The sequence below is a fragment of the Klebsiella sp. X13 genome (genome assembly GCF_003323835.1).
GTDB classification, from domain to species: Bacteria; Pseudomonadota; Gammaproteobacteria; order Enterobacterales; family Enterobacteriaceae; genus Klebsiella; species Klebsiella ornithinolytica.
Genome location: NZ_CP030874.1, coordinates 802,044 through 819,659, shown reverse-complemented (window position 1 = coordinate 819,659; position 17,616 = coordinate 802,044). Strand labels below are relative to the sequence as shown.

The 17,616-nt window shown below is 55.9% G+C and carries 21 protein-coding genes; 14 read left to right on the top strand and 7 right to left on the bottom strand.

Features of this window, described 5'->3' with window-relative positions; genetic code table 11:
• Window positions 1–372: 372 nt before the first annotated feature.
• Window positions 373–936 carry a YqgE/AlgH family protein gene (locus tag DSD31_RS04040; protein ID WP_015585751.1) on the top strand — a complete coding sequence of 188 codons (564 nt, stop codon included), beginning with the start codon at window positions 373–375 and terminating at the stop codon, window positions 934–936.
• A complete protein-coding gene (gene ruvX, locus DSD31_RS04035; protein WP_004867490.1) occupies window positions 936–1,352 on the top strand; it encodes a Holliday junction resolvase RuvX in 417 nt (138 codons plus the stop codon). Before DSD31_RS04040 ends, ruvX begins: the two co-directional genes overlap by 1 nt.
• Window positions 1,353–1,421: 69 nt before the next feature.
• Here ruvX and DSD31_RS04030 read toward each other — a convergent pair whose 3' ends face one another.
• Both DSD31_RS04030 and DSD31_RS04025 read right to left on the bottom strand, forming a co-directional pair.
• Window positions 1,422–2,075 carry a LuxR C-terminal-related transcriptional regulator gene (locus DSD31_RS04030; protein ID WP_015585750.1) on the bottom strand — a complete coding sequence of 218 codons (654 nt, stop codon included), beginning with the start codon at window positions 2,073–2,075 and terminating at the stop codon, window positions 1,422–1,424.
• Between the two features lie 335 nt (window positions 2,076–2,410).
• Window positions 2,411–3,391, bottom strand: a complete 981-nt coding sequence (locus DSD31_RS04025) for a type IV pilus twitching motility protein PilT (protein ID WP_048023397.1) — start codon at window positions 3,389–3,391, stop codon at window positions 2,411–2,413.
• A gap of 16 nt (window positions 3,392–3,407) precedes the next feature.
• Here DSD31_RS04025 and DSD31_RS04020 point away from each other — a divergent pair, with 16 nt between their 5' ends.
• The 8 genes from DSD31_RS04020 (at window position 3,408) to DSD31_RS03985 (ending at window position 10,206) form a co-directional block, all read left to right on the top strand.
• Complete coding sequence (locus DSD31_RS04020) at window positions 3,408–4,112, top strand: YggS family pyridoxal phosphate-dependent enzyme (RefSeq protein ID WP_015585748.1); 705 nt, start codon at window positions 3,408–3,410, stop codon at window positions 4,110–4,112.
• Window positions 4,113–4,129: 17 nt separating this feature from the next.
• A complete protein-coding gene (locus DSD31_RS04015; protein WP_015585747.1) occupies window positions 4,130–4,696 on the top strand; it encodes a YggT family protein in 567 nt (188 codons plus the stop codon).
• Window positions 4,693–4,983 carry a DUF167 family protein YggU gene (gene yggU, locus DSD31_RS04010; RefSeq protein WP_032690761.1) on the top strand — a complete coding sequence of 97 codons (291 nt, stop codon included), beginning with the start codon at window positions 4,693–4,695 and terminating at the stop codon, window positions 4,981–4,983. Before DSD31_RS04015 ends, yggU begins: the two co-directional genes overlap by 4 nt.
• Window positions 4,984–4,995: 12 nt before the next feature.
• Window positions 4,996–5,589: an XTP/dITP diphosphatase gene (locus tag DSD31_RS04005; RefSeq protein WP_048023395.1), complete on the top strand. Its 594-nt coding sequence runs from the start codon at window positions 4,996–4,998 to the stop codon at window positions 5,587–5,589.
• Window positions 5,582–6,721, top strand: a complete 1,140-nt coding sequence (gene hemW, locus DSD31_RS04000) for a radical SAM family heme chaperone HemW (RefSeq protein ID WP_015585745.1) — start codon at window positions 5,582–5,584, stop codon at window positions 6,719–6,721. Before DSD31_RS04005 ends, hemW begins: the two co-directional genes overlap by 8 nt.
• 312 nt (window positions 6,722–7,033) lie before the next feature.
• Complete coding sequence (locus DSD31_RS03995; protein WP_004867511.1) at window positions 7,034–8,080, top strand: ABC transporter substrate-binding protein; 1,047 nt, start codon at window positions 7,034–7,036, stop codon at window positions 8,078–8,080.
• 61 nt (window positions 8,081–8,141) lie between these two features.
• Complete coding sequence (locus DSD31_RS03990; protein WP_004867514.1) at window positions 8,142–8,954, top strand: ATP-binding cassette domain-containing protein; 813 nt, start codon at window positions 8,142–8,144, stop codon at window positions 8,952–8,954.
• 4 nt (window positions 8,955–8,958) lie between these two features.
• Window positions 8,959–10,206 carry a sugar ABC transporter permease gene (locus DSD31_RS03985; protein WP_103072910.1) on the top strand — a complete coding sequence of 416 codons (1,248 nt, stop codon included), beginning with the start codon at window positions 8,959–8,961 and terminating at the stop codon, window positions 10,204–10,206.
• Between the two features lie 53 nt (window positions 10,207–10,259).
• Here the strand turns inward: DSD31_RS03985 and DSD31_RS03980 are convergent, their stop codons facing one another.
• The 3 genes from DSD31_RS03980 to trmB are packed head-to-tail and all read right to left on the bottom strand — an operon-like array spanning window position 10,260 to window position 12,075.
• Window positions 10,260–10,979, bottom strand: coding sequence for a YggN family protein (locus DSD31_RS03980; RefSeq protein ID WP_015585744.1), 720 nt, complete (start codon window positions 10,977–10,979; stop codon window positions 10,260–10,262).
• Window positions 10,980–11,029: 50 nt separating this feature from the next.
• A complete protein-coding gene (locus DSD31_RS03975) occupies window positions 11,030–11,356 on the bottom strand; it encodes a YggL family protein (RefSeq protein WP_004867521.1) in 327 nt (108 codons plus the stop codon).
• Complete coding sequence (trmB, locus tag DSD31_RS03970; protein WP_004867525.1) at window positions 11,356–12,075, bottom strand: tRNA (guanosine(46)-N7)-methyltransferase TrmB; 720 nt, start codon at window positions 12,073–12,075, stop codon at window positions 11,356–11,358. The genes DSD31_RS03975 and trmB overlap by 1 nt, the downstream gene beginning before the upstream one ends.
• 136 nt (window positions 12,076–12,211) lie before the next feature.
• Between trmB and mutY the strand changes: the two genes are divergently transcribed.
• The 4 genes from mutY to DSD31_RS03950 all read left to right on the top strand — a co-directional run bounded on the left by mutY (window position 12,212) and on the right by DSD31_RS03950 (window position 16,202).
• A complete protein-coding gene (gene mutY, locus DSD31_RS03965) occupies window positions 12,212–13,270 on the top strand; it encodes an A/G-specific adenine glycosylase (RefSeq protein ID WP_088883669.1) in 1,059 nt (352 codons plus the stop codon).
• A 27-nt stretch (window positions 13,271–13,297) separates the two neighbouring features.
• The gene (locus DSD31_RS03960; RefSeq protein WP_004867532.1) at window positions 13,298–13,573 is read left to right on the top strand and encodes an oxidative damage protection protein; all 276 of its coding nucleotides are present in this window, start codon (window positions 13,298–13,300) and stop codon (window positions 13,571–13,573) included.
• 50 nt (window positions 13,574–13,623) lie between these two features.
• A complete protein-coding gene (gene mltC / locus DSD31_RS03955; protein ID WP_113990843.1) occupies window positions 13,624–14,706 on the top strand; it encodes a membrane-bound lytic murein transglycosylase MltC in 1,083 nt (360 codons plus the stop codon).
• 239 nt (window positions 14,707–14,945) lie between these two features.
• Complete coding sequence (locus DSD31_RS03950) at window positions 14,946–16,202, top strand: nucleoside permease (protein WP_065907057.1); 1,257 nt, start codon at window positions 14,946–14,948, stop codon at window positions 16,200–16,202.
• An 89-nt stretch (window positions 16,203–16,291) separates the two neighbouring features.
• Here the strand turns inward: DSD31_RS03950 and citG are convergent, their stop codons facing one another.
• Together citG and citX are read right to left on the bottom strand one after the other, a co-directional pair.
• Window positions 16,292–17,095: a triphosphoribosyl-dephospho-CoA synthase CitG gene (gene citG / locus DSD31_RS03945; protein ID WP_113990842.1), complete on the bottom strand. Its 804-nt coding sequence runs from the start codon at window positions 17,093–17,095 to the stop codon at window positions 16,292–16,294.
• The gene (citX, locus tag DSD31_RS03940; RefSeq protein ID WP_004867550.1) at window positions 17,073–17,612 is read right to left on the bottom strand and encodes a citrate lyase holo-[acyl-carrier protein] synthase; all 540 of its coding nucleotides are present in this window, start codon (window positions 17,610–17,612) and stop codon (window positions 17,073–17,075) included. The genes citG and citX overlap by 23 nt, the downstream gene beginning before the upstream one ends.
• Window positions 17,613–17,616: the final 4 nt, after the last annotated feature.

Below are 17,616 nucleotides of genomic sequence, written 5' to 3'. Positions count from 1 at the left end.
ACCGGGTTGAGCGAGGAAATCAACGCCCCTGTCGCCTGAAAGATACGCCGCGAGATTCAACGAAAGATTTCGGGCTACAGGCAGGCGATGACGCAGCGAGTACCCGGGAGCATAATCCACTATGTGACCGGGTTGAGCGAGGAAATCAACGCCCCTGTCACCTGAAAGATACGCCGCGAGATTCAACGAAAGATTTCGGGCTACAGGCAGGCGATGACGCAGCGAGTACCCGGGAGCATAGTCCACTATGTGACCGGGTTGAGCGAGGAAATCAACGCCCCTGTCGCCTGAAAGATAAAGTTGAATCGACAGGTCCTTGCTTTACCCGCATACTGGGTGCTGCTTTTTGAACCAGGAACAGAACCTCTGACAATGAATTTACAGCATCACTTTCTGATTGCCATGCCTGCTCTTCAGGATCCGATATTCCGCCGCTCCGTGGTCTATATCTGCGAATACAACGACGATGGCGCCATGGGCATTATCATCAATAAGCCGCTGGAAAACTTGCAGATTGACGGAATTCTGGAAAAGTTAAACATTGTCGCTGAACCGCGCAATCCGGAGATTCGTCTGGATAAGCCGGTGATGCTCGGCGGGCCGCTGGCGGAAGATCGCGGTTTTATTCTGCACTCACCGCCTTCTGATTTTTCCTCCAGCATTCGCATCTCCGATAACACGGTGATCACCACTTCCCGCGACGTACTCGAAACGCTCGGCACGGACAAGCAGCCGGCTAACGTCCTGGTCGCGCTGGGCTATTCCTCCTGGGAAAAGGGTCAGCTGGAGCAGGAAATCCTTGATAACGCCTGGCTGACGGCCCCGGCGGATCAGAATATTTTGTTTAAAACGCCTATTGCCGATCGTTGGCGCGAGGCGGCGAAACTGATCGGTATCGACATTGTGACGATGCCCGGCATAGCGGGGCATGCATAATGAGCGGAACGCTGCTGGGTTTTGATTTCGGTACCAAAAGTATCGGCGTTGCGGTCGGTCAACGCATCACCGGTACCGCACGCCCGCTTCCTGCGCTGAAGGCACAGGATGGTAAACCGGACTGGAACGTTATCGAAAAACTGCTTAAAGAGTGGCAACCAGAGGCGGTCATCGTCGGCCTGCCGCTGAATATGGACGGAACTGAGCAACCGCTCACCGCGCGCGCACGTAACTTCGCCAATAAAATTCACGGCCGCTTTGGGGTGAAAATCACTCTGCACGACGAGCGTTTGAGCACGGTAGAAGCTCGTGCCGGGCTATTTGAGCACGGTGGATTCCGCGCCCTGAACAAAGGCAGCATTGATTCTGCCTCCGCGGTGATTATTCTGGAAAGCTACTTCGAGCAGGGCTTCTGATCCCGAAGCCATAATGATGGCGCCCTCTTCTGCAAAGTGGCGCCATTGCTCTTTCGCCTGTCTTAATGCCTAGTGGCGTAAATGTTCATTCGCCCAGCTGACTGCCTGGGTGCGGTTTTTTACGCTCAGCTTACGGAAAACATTGTACAGATGTGTACGTACCGTGTTTTCACTGATAAACAGCGCGCGAGCAATATCCATGTTGGTTGCGCCGCAGCGTAATTCATTGAGAATTTCACATTCACGCTCGGTGAGCGGCGAACTCTCCGCCGGGATCGATGTATGATCCGCGGCATACATCGCCGGGTGCATCACGCTCAATTCAGCCGTCTGTTCGCCATTAAGTACGGCCTTAACGCCCTCAATTAAGCGCGATTCATCATCGTCATGGCGGAAAACGCCATACAGCGCAGGCCACTGCGCCATTTCATAAAGCTCATATTTTTGGGCGCTGTTGATAATCAGCAGCCGCGGATTTTCCGCATAAGATTGAATAACATCTCGCCATACCCCGTTGAGCTTTTTATTCGATACGGCGATATCGAATAATATTACCGATTCTTTCGGCAGATGCTGAGTTAGCGGTTTGTTAATATTATGAAGTGTCACCATAACCGACAATGTATCGGTCAGGTAAGTGGCAAACGCCTTACTCTGAATTGACGGGTGAGTAATAAAAACAACCTGACGAGAAAAAGATAAATTATCTGAAAAATTAATCACTTAAAACTCTCCTTAGCAAACACCCACCATCATGGTGGTTAAATGAATTAAACCTAAAATTACAAAAAATTAATAAATTTACATTTTAAAACACTATTTCACAGGAAACATCCTATTTCCATGAACAGCATAAGTCGAACATGCGAAAAGTGTCAAAAGATAATCTTATTTTTTTCTTTGTTCTGCGAGTAAAATGCCATTCGCTATTTCACTGAGGTCGTTAATTTGACGTAGTCATTTATGACTGAATTATATTCAGCCATAATAACCACAAACATTAATAAAACATTACGATAACAACACACTGGCATGACAACTGAATATTAAAACAGCGCTTATAACAGGCCCGCTGCCACACGTTGTTGAAAACTTTGCGTAAAAGTCAGCATTCCGGCTTGTTGACCGGTTTGCATAATCCCCGGCAATTGATGAGTTTTCCCCTCGCGGATCAAATTCGCTACCGCTGGGGTATTCACCAAAAGCTCATATAGCGCAACTCTTCCCTCTGACGCTGTCGGCAATAATTTTTGTGCCAGCACCGCACATAAACTTCCCGCTAGCTGGCTGCGTATTTGTTCTTTTTCCTGCGCGGGGAAGACATCCACCAGACGCTCAATCGCCTGTGCCGCACCTCGGGTATGCAGCGTGGCCATCACCAGATGTCCGGTCTCCGCGGCGGTCAGCGCCAGGCGGATCGTTTCGTTATCGCGCAGCTCACCCAACAGAATCACATCGGGATCCTGGCGCAGCGCCCCCTTCAGCGCCGAGGAAAAAGAGGGGCAGTCACGTCCGATTTCACGTTGTTGAATCAGGCATCGCTCACTGTGATGGACAAACTCCACCGGATCTTCCAGCGTCAGAATATGCCCTTCACGCTGCTGGTTGAGATGGTTGACCATCGCCGCGAGGGTGGTCGACTTACCGCTGCCGGTGGCGCCGGTCACCAGAATCAAACCGCTTTCTTCATTCAGCAGTTCCGTCAGCGCCGCCGGTACACGCAGCGCCTCAATCCGGGGGCAGCTTTCCGGCAACAGGCGTAGCGCTAATGAAATACCCCGGGCGTGAGAAAATGCGCTGGCGCGAAGGCGCGGGACGCCGACGGGGGCTAAAGCAAAATCCACCTGTCCGTTGGCCCGCCAGTGCGCACGCTGTTTCTCATCGAGCCACCTGTCAAGCCATTTCACGATATCCGGCGTGTGAAATGGCGCCGGCTCAAGCTTTCCCTGCCGACGCCAGCGCGCTGCCGAGGTATTGCACAGGTGTAGATCGGAGACGTTATGCTTTACACTAAGGGCCACGATTTCTTCCAGCTCCATAACACATCCTCGGAATATGAACGATATTGCGCATAACCTGGCACAGGTCCGGGACAAAATCTCAGACGCTGCCGCACGCTGCGGCCGCGCTCCAGAAGAAATTACATTGCTTGCAGTGAGTAAAACTAAACCTGCGAGTGCCATTGAAGAAGCGATAGCCGCAGGCCAGGTGGCCTTTGGCGAAAACTACGTCCAGGAAGGGGTGGAAAAAATCCGCTACTTCCAGGAAGCAGGCGCCTCTTCGCTGCAGTGGCACTTTATCGGGCCGCTGCAGTCCAACAAAAGTCGTCTGGTGGCGGAACACTTTGACTGGTGCCACACCGTCGATCGTCTGAAAATCGCCACGCGGCTTAGCGAGCAGCGCCCTTCGCACCTTCCGCCGCTTAATGTCTTGATTCAAATAAACATTAGTGACGAACAGAGCAAGTCGGGCATTCTGCTTGATGCGCTGGATGGACTGGCAGCGGAGATTGCCGCCCTGCCCAACCTGCGTCTACGCGGGTTAATGGCAATTCCGGCACCTGAGTCAGAATATGTAAGGCAGTTTGCCGTGGCCCAACAAATGGCGGTAGCATTTGCGCGATTGAAAACGCAATACCCTACGGTCGATACGTTGTCTTTGGGCATGTCGGATGATATGGAAGCCGCAATCGCGGCGGGAAGCACGATGGTGCGCATCGGTACCGCAATTTTCGGTGCGCGCGACTACAGCAAAAATTAAGGAATCTGAGGAACGCCATGAAGACGTTGACTTTCCTGCTGGCAACGGTCATTGAACTCTACACCATGATCATGTTGCTACGCGTCTGGATGCAGTGGGCACGCTGCGATTTTTACAACCCGTTTTCGCAGTTTGTCGTTAAGGTCACCCAGCCTGTCGTCGGGCCGCTGCGACGCATTATCCCGGCCATGGGCCCCATCGACAGCTCCTCGCTGCTGATCGCCTTTATTCTCTGCGTTGTGAAAGCCATCGTGCTGTTTATGGTGGTCACCTTCCAGCCAATTATCTGGATCTCCGCGCTGCTGATTCTGATTAAGACCGTCGGCCTGCTGATATTCTGGGTACTGCTGCTGATGGCGATCATGAGCTGGGTAAGCCAGGGCCGTAGTCCGGTGGAGTTCGTTCTGATGCAGCTGGCCGACCCGCTGCTGCGCCCTATCCGCAAAATGCTGCCGTCAATGGGCGGTATCGACTTTTCGCCGATGGTGCTGGTGCTGCTGCTGTACGTGGTCAATATGGGCATCGCCGAACTGCTGCAGGCGACGGGTAACGTTCTGCTTCCGGGGCTGTGGATGGCGCTATGAGTGCCGTCGAAGCCTGCGCTGACGGGCTGGTGTTGCGGCTGTATATTCAGCCCAAGGCCAGCCGTGATAGCATCGTTGGTTTACATGGCGACGAACTGAAAGTCGCCATTACCGCTCCTCCCGTAGATGGCCAGGCTAACGCCCATCTGGTTAAATTCCTCGCCAAACAGTTTCGTGTCGCGAAAAGCCAGGTTCTGCTTGAAAAAGGGGAGCTTGGTCGCCACAAACAGATAAAAATCATCAACCCGCAACAGATCCCGACTGCGGTCGCGGCACTGACAAAATAGACAGGATTAATGATGCAAAAAGTTGTTCTCGCCACCGGTAACGCCGGGAAGGTTCGCGAGCTGGCCTCGCTGCTGGAAGATTTTGGACTGGATATCGTTGCTCAAACCGAGCTGGGCGTAGATTCCGCCGAGGAAACCGGACTGACCTTTATCGAAAATGCGATTCTGAAAGCCCGCCATGCCGCACAGATAACCGGCTTACCGGCGATTGCCGACGATTCCGGTATTGCGGTAGACGCGCTGGGCGGCGCGCCGGGAATCTATTCAGCGCGTTACTCCGGAGAAGACGCTACCGACCAGCAGAACCTGGAAAAACTGCTCGCTGCCCTGAAGGACGTCCCGGACGACCAGCGTCAGGCACAATTCCACTGCGTGCTGGTCTATCTGCGACATGCGGCCGACCCGACGCCGGTTGTTTGTCACGGCAGCTGGCCTGGGGTCATTACCCGGCAGGCGGCGGGCAGCGGTGGCTTCGGCTATGACCCGATCTTCTTTGTTCCGACCGAGGGCAAGACCGCGGCGGAACTCAGCCGTGAAGAAAAAAGCGCGATTTCCCATCGCGGGCGCGCGTTGAAACTGTTACTGGAAGCGTTACGTAATGGCTAATTTGCCGCCTCTGAGCCTGTATATTCATATCCCATGGTGTGTGCAGAAATGTCCGTACTGCGACTTCAACTCGCATGCGCTAAAGGGCGAGGTGCCGCACGATGATTATGTGCAGCATCTGCTGACCGACCTGCGGGCCGATGCAGCCTATGCCCAGGGACGTGAAATCGGCACGATTTTCATTGGCGGGGGGACGCCGAGCCTGCTCTCCGGGCCGGCCATGCAAACTCTGCTCGACGGCGTGCGCGACTGCCTGCCGCTGGCCGCGGGTGCGGAGATCACCATGGAAGCCAACCCAGGCACCGTGGAAGCCGATCGCTTCGTGGAGTACCAGCGTGCAGGCGTGAACCGCATCTCCATCGGCGTGCAAAGCTTTAGCGAACCTAAACTGCAGCGCCTGGGCCGTATTCACGGCCCCGCAGAGGCGAAACGGGCGGCGCACCTGGCCAGCGGTCTCGGGCTACGCAGCTTCAATCTTGACCTGATGCACGGCCTGCCGGATCAGTCGCTGGAAGAGGCGCTGGACGATCTGCGTCAGGCCATCGACCTTAATCCGCCGCATCTCTCCTGGTATCAACTGACCATTGAGCCAAATACCCTGTTTGGCTCCCGTCCGCCGGTGCTGCCGGATGACGACGCCCTGTGGGATATCTTTGAGCAGGGACATCGTCTGCTCACGGCGGCAGGTTATCAGCAGTATGAGACCTCGGCCTATGCCAAACCGGGTTATCAGTGTCAGCACAACCTGAACTACTGGCGCTTTGGCGACTACCTTGGCATCGGCTGCGGCGCGCACGGGAAAATCACCTTCCCGGACGGGCGCATTCTGCGTACGGCAAAAACGCGCCATCCGCGGGGCTACATGGAAGGCCGCTACCTCGAACGCCAGCATGACGTGGCAGCCGCCGACAAACCCTTCGAGTTCTTTATGAACCGCTTCCGTCTGCTGGAGGCGGCACCGCGCAGTGAATTCTGCCGCTATACCGGTCTGGAAGAACGCGTGATCCGGCCGCAAATTGATGCTGCCATCGCCCAGGGCTACCTGGCTGAAGATGAGCACTGCTGGCAGATAACCGAGCACGGTAAGCTGTTTTTAAACTCGCTGCTGGAGCTGTTCCTCAGCGAAGAGTAATCCCCCCGGGCGGTCCTTGACCGCCCGTTGTTGTTCTTTTCTCCCTCACTTCTCCGTCCGTTTTTTGTTCCCGAGTCGGTCAAATTACCCGATCACTTTTTATGCAATTCTTTGCAGCCAATCACAAATCCGCATCGACTTTTTTCCATTTCTTGACTCCGTTTTAGTGCGGTGGTAATCCTGCTTCATCGGTTGAGCAAATGTAAAACCGAAGTATCCTACATGTGAATTATTGGTAACTCTTATTAAAAAAGTCTTTATGACGTCGGCTCAGGCTGGCGGGCTCAAGCACATAAAAAAGAGGGTAATATAATGAATTACCGTAATATTTTTATCGCACTCGCAACAATATCCGGCGGTATTTCCGCGTCGGCACAAGCGGCCGAATCCGCCACCGTGGCATTTCTCATGCCCGACCAGGCCTCCACGCGTTATGAGCAGCATGATTTCCCCGGTTTCAAAGCGGAAATGAGCAAACTGTGCGCAGAGTGTAAGGTCATTTATCAAAACGCTAACGCCAGCGCGACGCTGCAACAGCAGCAGTTCAATTCGGTCATTGCCCAGGGAGCGAAGATTATCGTTCTCGATCCGGTTGACTCCTCCGCGGCCGCCGCCCTGGTCGAAAATGCCCAGGCTCAGGATGTTAAAGTGATCGCTTACGATCGCCCGATCCCCGACAAGCCTGCCGATTTTTACGTCTCGTTTGATAACGAAGGTATCGGCTATGCGATTTCACAATCGTTGGTTAATCATCTGCAAGAGAGCGGCGTGCCAAAAGGGGCCGGCGTCCTGCAGATTAATGGCTCGCCGACCGATGCCGCCGCAGGGCTTATCCGCGATGGTATTCATCGTGGGCTGAAAGCGTCGGGTTACACCACCCTCGCGGAGTTTGATACTCCGGAATGGGCGCCGCCAAAAGCGCAGGAGTGGGCCGCCGGGCAGATCACCCGCTTCGGGGACAAAATTAAAGGCGTCGTCGCGGCCAATGACGGCACCGGCGGCGGCGCCATTGCCGCTTTTAAAGCCGCCGGCGTACAGCCGGTTCCGCCGGTCACCGGGAACGACGCGACGATTGCCGCGCTGCAGCTCATCATCGCTGGCGACCAGTACAACACCATCTCCAAACCGTCAGAAATCGTTGCCGCGGCCGCGGCGAAAGTGGCCGTAGAACTCATTCAGGGTAAGAAACCGCAGGCGAGCACCACGCTGTACAACACGCCTTCTCAGCTGTTTACCCCGGCAGTCATCACCGCCAAAAATATCAAAGCGGAAATTTTCGATAAAAAGATCCAGACCTACGCTCAGGTGTGTACCGGTGATTACACCGCAGCCTGCCAGAAATTAGGTATTGAGAAGTAATGCTGCCCCTGCGTCCGTCGTCGCCGACGGGCGTAGTTTCGCCATCATTGAGGTCTTTTTTATGTCGCAACAACAAGACATCGTCGCCAACACCAGGCAACCTATTTTAAAACTGAGTCATGTCTCCAAACACTTCGGCGCGGTCTCCGCTCTGACGGATATCGAGCTGGAGGTTCATGCCGGCGAAGTGGTCGCCCTGGTGGGCGATAACGGCGCGGGAAAATCCACGCTGGTGAAAATTCTCGCCGGCGTACACCAGCCCACGACCGGCACTATTGAGTTTGACGGTAAAGCCATCACTCTCGACAGTCCGGGCAAGGCGCTGGAGTACGGTATCGCCACGGTCTTTCAGGATTTAGCGCTGTGCGAAAATCTCGACGTCGTCGCGAACCTGTTTTTAGGCCACGAAATTTCGCCGCTGCAGCTGGACGAAGTGGCGATGGAGGTGCGGGCCTGGACGCTATTGCAGGAGCTGGCGGCCAGAATCCCGTCGGTGCGCGAGCCGATTGCCTCGCTTTCCGGCGGCCAGCGCCAGACGGTGGCGATCGCGCGTTCGCTGCTGATGAACCCCAAAATCATCATGCTTGATGAGCCCACCGCCGCGCTCGGCGTGGCCCAGACGGCGGAAGTGCTCAATTTGATTGAGCGCGTTCGCGAGCGCGGCCTCGGCGTCATTATCATCAGCCACAACATGGAAGACGTCCGTGCGGTGGCCGATCGCATCGTGGTGCTGCGGCTCGGGCGCAATAAAGGCATCTTTACCCCCGACGCCTCAAATCAGGATCTGGTGGCGGCCATTACCGGCGCAACAGAGAACGCCGTTTCACGTCGCGTCGAACGAAAATCACAGTCTAGCGCTTCCGGAGTGATTTAATTTTATGAACAGCAAGACAGCATCCCGCCCCGCTCTGGATCGCAGCGATGAGCGCGTCCAGCACAACGACGGCCTGTTCGGCGTGGTACGTGCGCAGTTCACTCGTATCAAAACCGGCGATCTGGGGACCGCGCCGGTCATCGCCGGGCTGATCGTGATCTCCCTGGTTTTCACCTGGCTCAACCCGGTCTATATCGCACCCAATAACCTGGTTAACCTGCTTTTTGACTGTGCTACCGTTGGGTTTATCTCACTGGGGATCGTCTGCGTACTGATGCTCGGCGAAATCGATCTTTCGGTGGGCTCAATGAGCGGACTCTCTTCGGCGATTGTTGGCGTGCTGTGGGTTAATGCCGGCTGGCCGGTTGCCGCAGCGATTGCCGTTGCGCTGCTGTGCGGTATCGCCGTCGGGCTGCTTTACGCTCTGCTGTATAACCGCGTCGGCATGCCAAGCTTCGTCGCGACGCTCGCCGGCCTGCTGGCCCTGCTCGGGCTGCAGCTGTATATCCTCGGGCCCAGCGGCAGCATTAACCTGCCCTACGCCTCTCCGCTGGTGCGCTTTGGCCAGCTGCTGGTGATGCCGGGCTGGTTCTCTCATCTTATGGCGCTGCTGCCCGGGCTGGCGATTCTGATATTTGGCCTCAAAACGCGTACGCGCCGCCTGGCAGCGAACCTGTCGGCGGAAGCCGTCAGCTCACTGTTGTTGCGCGCGATTCTGCTTACGGTCATCTTTGAAGCCGCCGTGTTCTATCTTAATCTCGGGCGCGGCGTACCGTGGATTTTCGGCCTGTTCGTCGCCTTCGTGATGATGCTCAACTATGCGCTCAAGCGGACTCAATGGGGGCGATCTATGTTTGCCGTCGGCGGCAACCGCGAAGCCGCACGTCGTTCAGGGATCAACGTGCGGGCTATATACGTCAGCGCTTTTGTACTCTGCAGCACGCTCGCCACCTTTGGCGGCATTCTGGCCGCTTCCCGACTGGCCTCGGCGAGCCAGCAGGCCGGGACCGGTGACGTGAACCTGAACGCCATTGCGGCGGCGGTCATCGGCGGTACCAGTCTGTTCGGCGGGCGCGGAAGCGCCTGGTCCGCTCTGCTGGGGATCATCGTGATTCAGTCGATTTCGAATGGTTTGACGCTGTTGAATTTGCCGTCATCGCTACGCTACATCATTACCGGCTGCGTGCTGGCGATTGCGGTGATTATTGACTCGCTGGCCCGCCGTTCCCGCGTTTCGCACGGACGTGCCTGAGAAGGTTGAACGCGGTGTGCCCCGGTGAAGGCCGCGGCACACCGCAGAGAGCGTTATTTCAGGGAACTCACCAGCGCTTTGCGGCTGTCTTCAAGGGAGACGACCCGGCTACAAACGTCTTTACCAAATTTCTGGAAATCCGCTTCCTGGTTTTTCCACTCTTCCTGAATCGCGGTTTGCAGGCCGCCGAGGCTGCCGAGGATCCCCTGCAGCGGATTGCCACCGCCTTTCAGGACCGCCTTCGCGCCCATCTCGTTGATACTGTCCTGCAGAATGCCGCCCATCGCCTGATTAACCAGCTGCTGGCCGTCGGCGCGCACCTGATCGATCGCTTTGTAATGGAAAGTCAGGCCGTCGCTGCGACGTTCAATAATGCGGTTCATCTGGGTTTTCAGCTGCGCGTCAAGTTTGGTCAGACGACCATGCATACTGCTGCTGGCGCCAACCTGCTCGGTAATGATTTTATCCAGCGCCTGACGCCCTTTTTCGACTCGCGTACGCGCGCCGTCATCAATCCATGGCAGGCTGCTGCGCAAGCCGGCCTGATAATCCTGGGCCTGCTCACGCTGGGCCGCAGTCAGAGAATACTGTTTTCCGTTATAGGTCAGATTGCCGTCCGGTTTAATCACCAGATCGCCGTTCTCCCCTGTTACCTGCACCTGATGCGGGCTGAGGATCACGTCGTCACGCGGCGTGACGCTACATTGGTAGTCCGCGTGCGCGGACAGAGCGGTAACGGACAGCGCCACCGCCAGCAGCGTTTTGCGCATCATAAAACTCCCTTAAGACAAAACGGGTCGGCAATTGCCGACCCTTGTCAAACTTAGTCCCACCAGACGTCAAAAAGTTCGCTGGTGCGCACATCGGCAAGCCCGCGTTCTTCCAGCCACTTGCGGACAATGGCCTGATGCTCTTCGGTACATTTCCCGATTTCCTGCAGACAGATCAGCCCTTCCCAGGAGAGGTAACCGCTGCCGTCAAACGCCAGTTTGTTCGGCTCGATCACTTCCTCAATCAGGTCATTCACGGTGCGATCGATATGCTCTTCGGTGCTCCCTTCCGGAAAACGCCATGCGACGGAAAAACCGATTTCCTGAAACTCGTCGATATGCATTTTTTTACGCAGACGACGGCTACGATTCTTTGCCATTATTTCACCCTCTCGAACATTAAGTCCCATACGCCGTGGCCAAGACGATGGCCACGCTGTTCAAATTTGGTTACCGGACGCGATTCCGGGCGCGGTACATAATCGTTGCTTTCTGACAGGTTACGATACCCTTCCAGCGATGACATCACTTCCAGCATATGCTCGGCATACGGCTCCCAGTCGGTCGCCATGTGGAAGACGCCGCCCAGTTTAAGCTTGCTTTTCACCAGCTCAGCAAAAGGCGCCTGTACGATACGGCGTTTATTATGACGCGCTTTATGCCACGGGTCAGGGAAAAACAGCTGCACCATATTGAGGGAATTATCCGGAATCATGGTGTGGAGCACCTCGACCGCATCGTGACACATCACGCGCAGGTTGTGTACACCCTCTTCTTCGGCGGAGGCCAGGCAGGCACCGACGCCCGGTGAGTGAACTTCGATACCGAGGAAATTCTGCTCAGGCTTCGCTTTCGCCATCGCCACCAGCGAAGCGCCCATGCCGAATCCGATCTCCAGCGTCGTCGGCGCGTTGCGGCCAAACAGCGCGGCAAAATCGAGCGGCGCATCGTTGAACTCAACGCCCATCACCGGCCAAATGTTATCCAGCGCATGCTGCTGCCCTTTGGTCAGGCGGCCCTGGCGGCGGACGAAGCTACGAATACGGCGCAGCGGGCGGCCGTTTTCATCGAATTCCGGAGATATGACGTCGTTTTTCATAAAAGTTAGGTCTGCTTGTGAGAGTGTGCGGAAAACGGGCATTATCCAAAGTTACCCGACGGATGCAAGGGTTTACAGCCTGTCGCCCTTATGCTGCAATCTGCCACCCTGATATCGCGATTCCGGAGCTGTAGCTTTGACTTTTCTCGCCGCGCAATTTTCAGCCCAGGTGCTGGACTGGTACGACAAATACGGGCGTAAAACCCTGCCATGGCAAATGGGTAAAACGCCTTACAAAGTATGGCTCTCCGAGGTGATGTTGCAACAAACGCAGGTCGCCACGGTTATTCCCTATTTTGAACGCTTTATGGCGCGCTTCCCGACGGTTATCGATCTGGCCGAGGCGCCGCTGGATGAAGTGCTGCATCTGTGGACCGGCCTGGGCTATTACGCCCGCGCGCGTAATTTACATAAGGCGGCGCAGCAGGTGGCGAGCCTGCACCGCGGCGAATTCCCGCAAACCTTTGACGAAGTGGCGGCGCTACCCGGCGTCGGACGCTCCACGGCCGGCGCGATTTTATCCCTCTCCCTTGGCAAGCATTACCCCATTCTCGATGGCAACGTGAAGCGCGTGCTGGCCCGCTGCTATGCGGTCAACGGCTGGCCGGGGAAAAAAGAGGTTGAGAAACGATTATGGCAGATCAGCGAAGAGGTCACCCCGGCAAAAGGGGTCGAGCGCTTTAACCAGGCGATGATGGATCTCGGGGCGATAGTCTGCACCCGTACAAAACCCAAATGCGAGATCTGTCCGTTAAGTAACGGCTGCATCGCTTACGCAAACCATTCATGGGCACAATATCCTGGCAAAAAACCGAAGCAGACCATTCCGGAGCGGACGGGCTATTTCCTGCTGATGCAGCACGGCAACGAGGTGTTACTTTCCCAGCGTCCGCCGGTCGGCTTATGGGGCGGATTATTCTGTTTTCCGCAGTTTGAAGAGGAGGCCGCGCTCCGCGAATGGCTGGCTGAGCGTGGGATAAAGGATGATAATCTGACGCAGCTGACCGCGTTCCGCCACACTTTCAGCCATTTCCATCTGGATATTGTGCCGATGTGGCTTAGCATAGATTCATCTGGCGCATGCATGGATGAAGGCAGCACACTCTGGTATAACTTAGCGCAGCCGCCGTCGGTTGGACTGGCGGCTCCCGTGGAGCGCTTGTTGCAACAGTTGAAGGCCGGGGCTCTTGCATAGCTTTCTGGCGAATAAAGAGGATGACTAATGAGCAGAACGATTTTTTGTACTTTCCTGCAGCGTGAAGCGGATGGCCAAGATTTCCAGCTGTATCCGGGTGAGTTAGGCAAACGCATCTATAACGAGATTTCGAAAGAGGCGTGGGCCCAGTGGCAGCATAAGCAAACCATGTTAATCAACGAGCAAAAGCTCAACATGATGAACGTGGAGCATCGCAAGCTGCTGGAACAGGAGATGATCCAGTTCCTGTTTGAAGGGAAAGATGTGCACATTGAAGGCTACACGCCGCCTGAAAAAAAGTAAGAGTCCTCTGACTCTTAAGCACAACAAACACAACGCACACTCCCGGAATGATGAAAAAATATTTAGCGCTAGCGCTCATTGCGCCTTTGCTCGTTTCGTGTTCCAGCTCAAATAAAAAGGGCGATGGGTATAACGAAGCCTGGGTTAAGGACACCAACGGCTTCGATATTCTGATGGGTCAGTTCGCCCATAACATCGAAAATATTTGGGGTTATAACGAAGTTCTGCTCGCCGGGCCGAAAGACTACGTTAAGTACACCGATCAGTATCAGACCCGTAGCCACATCAACTTTGATGAGGGCACCATCACCGTCGAGACCATCGCCGGTACCGATCCGACCGGCCGTTTACGTCAGACCATCATTAAGACGCTACTGATGGGCGACGATCCGGGGTCAATCGACCTCTATTCCGATGCCGATGATATCCAGATCTCGAAAGAGCCGTTCCTGTACGGCCAGGTGGTGGATAACCACGGCGATCCGATTCGCTGGGAGTGGCGAGCCTCGCGCTATGCCGATTATCTGCTGCAATCGCGGCTGAAAAGCCGCAGCAACGGCCTGCGGATGATCTACAGCATCACCATTAATCTGGTGCCGAACCACCTCGACAAACGTGCGCATAAGTACATCGGGTACGTTCGCCAGTCGGCGCGGAAGTATGGCGTCGATGAGTCGCTGATTCTGGCGATTATGCAGACCGAATCCTCTTTCAACCCGTACGCCGTGAGCCATGCTGATGCGCTGGGTCTGATGCAGGTTGTGCAGCACAGCGCCGGGAAAGATGTCTTCCGGGCGCAGGGGAAATCGGGACTGCCAAGCCGCAGCTATCTGTTCGATCCGGCGAATAACATTGATACCGGCACCGCCTATCTGGCGATGCTGAATAATGTGTACCTGTCAGGTATCGATAACCCGACCTCGCGCCGCTATGCCGTGATCACCGCATATAACGGCGGTGCCGGCAGCGTATTGCGCGTCTTCTCCAGCGATAAGGTCCAGGCGGCCAATATTATCAACAGCATGACGCCGGGGGATGTCTATTCCACCCTCACCAACCGTCACCCGTCGGCGGAATCGCGCCGCTATCTTTATAAGGTGAATACGGCGCAGAAGTCCTACCGCCGGAAATAAGGTTATCTCCTCACCCGCCCCTTCCCTGACGTGAGAGGGGCGGTTTTTCCCGCTTCACCTCGCCTTTCCCATAGGAAAATGTTATTTGCATCACAATCTAATCTGCAAATTAATGGGGATTGCATTTTTTTGCGGAAGGTAACAAAACATCGCGGCGTTAACTGATAGAATTTCATCAAATTGAAACCCTGAATGTAATTATCACAACACATCCCCCGCTTACTCGTGAGGAAAATAACATGAACCTTAAGCTGCAGCTTAAAATATTGTCGTTTCTGCAGTTCTGCCTGTGGGGTAGTTGGCTGACTACACTTGGCTCCTATATGTTTGTGACGCTCAAGTTCGACGGTGCGTCTATCGGCGCCGTTTACAGCTCGCTCGGCATTGCGGCGGTTCTGATGCCAACGCTGCTGGGTATCGTGGCGGATAAGTGGATCAGCGCGAAGTGGGTTTACGCGCTGTGCCATCTGGTGGGGGCGGGTACGCTGTTTATGGCGGCCCAGGTCACCACGCCTGGGGAGATGTTCTTTGTGATTCTGCTTAACTCGCTGGCCTATATGCCAACGTTGGGCTTAATCAACACGATTTCCTACTACCGACTGAAATCCGCCGGTCTGGATATTGTGACGGATTTCCCACCGATTCGTATCTGGGGCACCATCGGCTTTATCATGGCAATGTGGGGCGTCAGCTTCGCGGGCTTCGAACTGAGCCACATGCAGCTCTACATCGGTGCGGTGCTTTCCGTTGTCCTCGCGCTGTTCACCCTGACGCTGCCGCACGTTCCGGTCTCCAATCAGCAGAAAAACCAGAGCTGGAGCAGCATGCTTGGCCTCGACGCCTTTGCCCTGTTTAAAAACAAGCGGATGGCGATTTTCTTTATTTTCTCCATGCTGTTAGGCGCAGAACTGCAAATCACCAACATGTTCGGGAATACCTTCCTGCACAGCTTCGATAATAACCCGCTGTTCTCCGGGAGCTTTATCGTTGAGCACGCGTCGGTGATGATGTCGATTTCCCAGATCTCCGAAACCCTGTTCATTCTGACCATTCCGTTCTTCCTGAGCCGCTATGGCATCAAGAACGTGATGATTATCAGTATCTTCGCCTGGATGCTGCGCTTCGGTCTCTTCGCCTATGGCGATCCGACCCCGTTCGGCACCGTGCTGCTGGTTCTGTCGATGATTGTTTACGGCTGCGCCTTCGACTTCTTCAACATCTCCGGCTCGGTGTTTGTTGAGAAAGAGGTGAGACCTGAAATCCGCGCCAGCGCCCAGGGGATGTTCCTGATGATGACCAACGGCTTCGGCTGTATCCTCGGCGGCGTGGTGAGCGGGAAAGTGGTGGAGATGTATACCACCAACGGCATCACCGACTGGCAGCCTGTCTGGCTGATCTTTGCCGCCTACTCGCTGGTTCTGGCCATCGCCTTCATCGCGCTGTTCAAGTACAAGCACGTTCGCGTGCCGAACGGTGCGCAGCCGATTGCGCATTGATCCTTGATGTGTTGTGCCCGGTGGCGGCTACGCCTTACCGGGCCTACAAACCGCAAACCGTAGGCCGGGTAAGCGTTAGCGCCACCCGGCTATTTTATTGCAGAGAGCACCCACCCCACCGACAGCAAATCCGCACTGCCGCCCGGGCTCAGATTGCGTTCAATCAATGCCTTATCCATCTTAAGCAACGTCTCGCGATCCCAGCCATTAGCTAGTAATTCCCGCGCATAGCTCTGTACATATCGCAGCCCGTGAATACCGCCGCGCGAGACCAGATTACTGTCCGGATTCACCGCCATCAGGCGCAGGAGCAAATCATGCAGCTGGCGGCCGTTCCACAGGGGCAAGACGCGACGTACCGTCGCAAAACCACTTTCCGCCTCACCGCGTGCGCCGGTTAAACCCAGCTGCTGAAACTGACGTTCGCCTGCGGTTACTGCCGCACTGCGGCCAGCCAGCTCACGCGCCACCAGCCCCCGGCACAGAATCCTCACTTCGCTACAGAGGCTTGATGCGGTCACCTCCCGCACTCTTCCGGCGGCAAAACAGAGCAGCCCGAGAGAAAATATTCCCCCTTTATGAGTATTCACGCCGCCGGTTGCGGCATACATTGCCTGCTCGCAGGCAATGCCCATCGGGCGTAGCAGGCGCAGCTGCTCGCCTGCCGGTTGGTCTGCGTAGTCACTCCCCAGCTCGGTAAAGCGGGAGAGCCACGGCGTAATCGCAGTAATACTGCGGACAAACAGAGCGTGGTCCATATCGTGATGAGCCCCGTTGTTGAGTCGGTCCACCAGCCCCGGCTTGGGGGTCAGCTCCAGCTCCTGCCACAGGGCCTCTTCCGCCAGACGAGGGACCTCAATGGCGCAAAATTTAGTCGCGGGCAAACCAGTCATTGATAATCTTCTCCACGCCTCCCACCACCTGTCCGACCGGATGCTTGCGCGAGCGAGAGCAGACATGCGCCGGCTCATCGCACACCAGGCAGCGGCGCATGTGCAGCCCCAGCGACAGACGGCCAACGTGGCCATCCTGCGGGCAGATCACATCCAGATCCCACAGCCTACCGAGCGGATGACTCTGCTCCAGCGCCACGCAGTGGGCCTTGATCTCCGGCGCATTATGCGCCACGGACCACATCGCCTCAGGCCCCGTCGGGAGCCACAGCACCTGGCGATCCCGCACCGGCCAGCGGTTCTCCCACAGCAGCTGGTCGCACATCTGGAGCGCCACGCCCATCGTATTGCGGTAGCGGAGACTATTTTTTACCGTCCCCGGCGTCACCAGGGTCAGCGAAATAATCGGCTGTTGATAACGTCTTAGCCAGTCAGCCTGGCGCGCCGCTCGGCACTCTTTCGCCGCCAGCCACGCCTCCAGGCTGACACCCGCCTCCACGGGTGTCGCAGTGGTCATGTTG

What these genes read in the sequence shown, in the direction of transcription:
- DSD31_RS03960 (WP_004867532.1), top strand. Translation starts at nt 13,298, where the DNA reads ATGAGCAGAACGATTTTTTGTACTTTCCTGCAGCGTGAAGCGGATGGC.
- hemW (WP_015585745.1), top strand. Translation starts at nt 5,582, where the DNA reads ATGGCTAATTTGCCGCCTCTGAGCCTGTATATTCATATCCCATGGTGT.
- citX (WP_004867550.1), bottom strand. Translation starts at nt 17,612, where the DNA reads ATGACCACTGCGACACCCGTGGAGGCGGGTGTCAGCCTGGAGGCGTGG.
- ruvX (WP_004867490.1), top strand. Translation starts at nt 936, where the DNA reads ATGAGCGGAACGCTGCTGGGTTTTGATTTCGGTACCAAAAGTATCGGC.
- yggU (WP_032690761.1), top strand. Translation starts at nt 4,693, where the DNA reads ATGAGTGCCGTCGAAGCCTGCGCTGACGGGCTGGTGTTGCGGCTGTAT.
- DSD31_RS04025 (WP_048023397.1), bottom strand. Translation starts at nt 3,391, where the DNA reads ATGGAGCTGGAAGAAATCGTGGCCCTTAGTGTAAAGCATAACGTCTCC.
- DSD31_RS03990 (WP_004867514.1), top strand. Translation starts at nt 8,142, where the DNA reads ATGTCGCAACAACAAGACATCGTCGCCAACACCAGGCAACCTATTTTA.
- mltC (WP_113990843.1), top strand. Translation starts at nt 13,624, where the DNA reads ATGAAAAAATATTTAGCGCTAGCGCTCATTGCGCCTTTGCTCGTTTCG.
- DSD31_RS04020 (WP_015585748.1), top strand. Translation starts at nt 3,408, where the DNA reads ATGAACGATATTGCGCATAACCTGGCACAGGTCCGGGACAAAATCTCA.
- DSD31_RS04040 (WP_015585751.1), top strand. Translation starts at nt 373, where the DNA reads ATGAATTTACAGCATCACTTTCTGATTGCCATGCCTGCTCTTCAGGAT.
- DSD31_RS04005 (WP_048023395.1), top strand. Translation starts at nt 4,996, where the DNA reads ATGCAAAAAGTTGTTCTCGCCACCGGTAACGCCGGGAAGGTTCGCGAG.
- DSD31_RS03975 (WP_004867521.1), bottom strand. Translation starts at nt 11,356, where the DNA reads ATGGCAAAGAATCGTAGCCGTCGTCTGCGTAAAAAAATGCATATCGAC.
- DSD31_RS03995 (WP_004867511.1), top strand. Translation starts at nt 7,034, where the DNA reads ATGAATTACCGTAATATTTTTATCGCACTCGCAACAATATCCGGCGGT.
- DSD31_RS04015 (WP_015585747.1), top strand. Translation starts at nt 4,130, where the DNA reads ATGAAGACGTTGACTTTCCTGCTGGCAACGGTCATTGAACTCTACACC.
- citG (WP_113990842.1), bottom strand. Translation starts at nt 17,095, where the DNA reads ATGACTGGTTTGCCCGCGACTAAATTTTGCGCCATTGAGGTCCCTCGT.
- trmB (WP_004867525.1), bottom strand. Translation starts at nt 12,075, where the DNA reads ATGAAAAACGACGTCATATCTCCGGAATTCGATGAAAACGGCCGCCCG.
- DSD31_RS03980 (WP_015585744.1), bottom strand. Translation starts at nt 10,979, where the DNA reads ATGATGCGCAAAACGCTGCTGGCGGTGGCGCTGTCCGTTACCGCTCTG.
- DSD31_RS03985 (WP_103072910.1), top strand. Translation starts at nt 8,959, where the DNA reads ATGAACAGCAAGACAGCATCCCGCCCCGCTCTGGATCGCAGCGATGAG.
- DSD31_RS03950 (WP_065907057.1), top strand. Translation starts at nt 14,946, where the DNA reads ATGAACCTTAAGCTGCAGCTTAAAATATTGTCGTTTCTGCAGTTCTGC.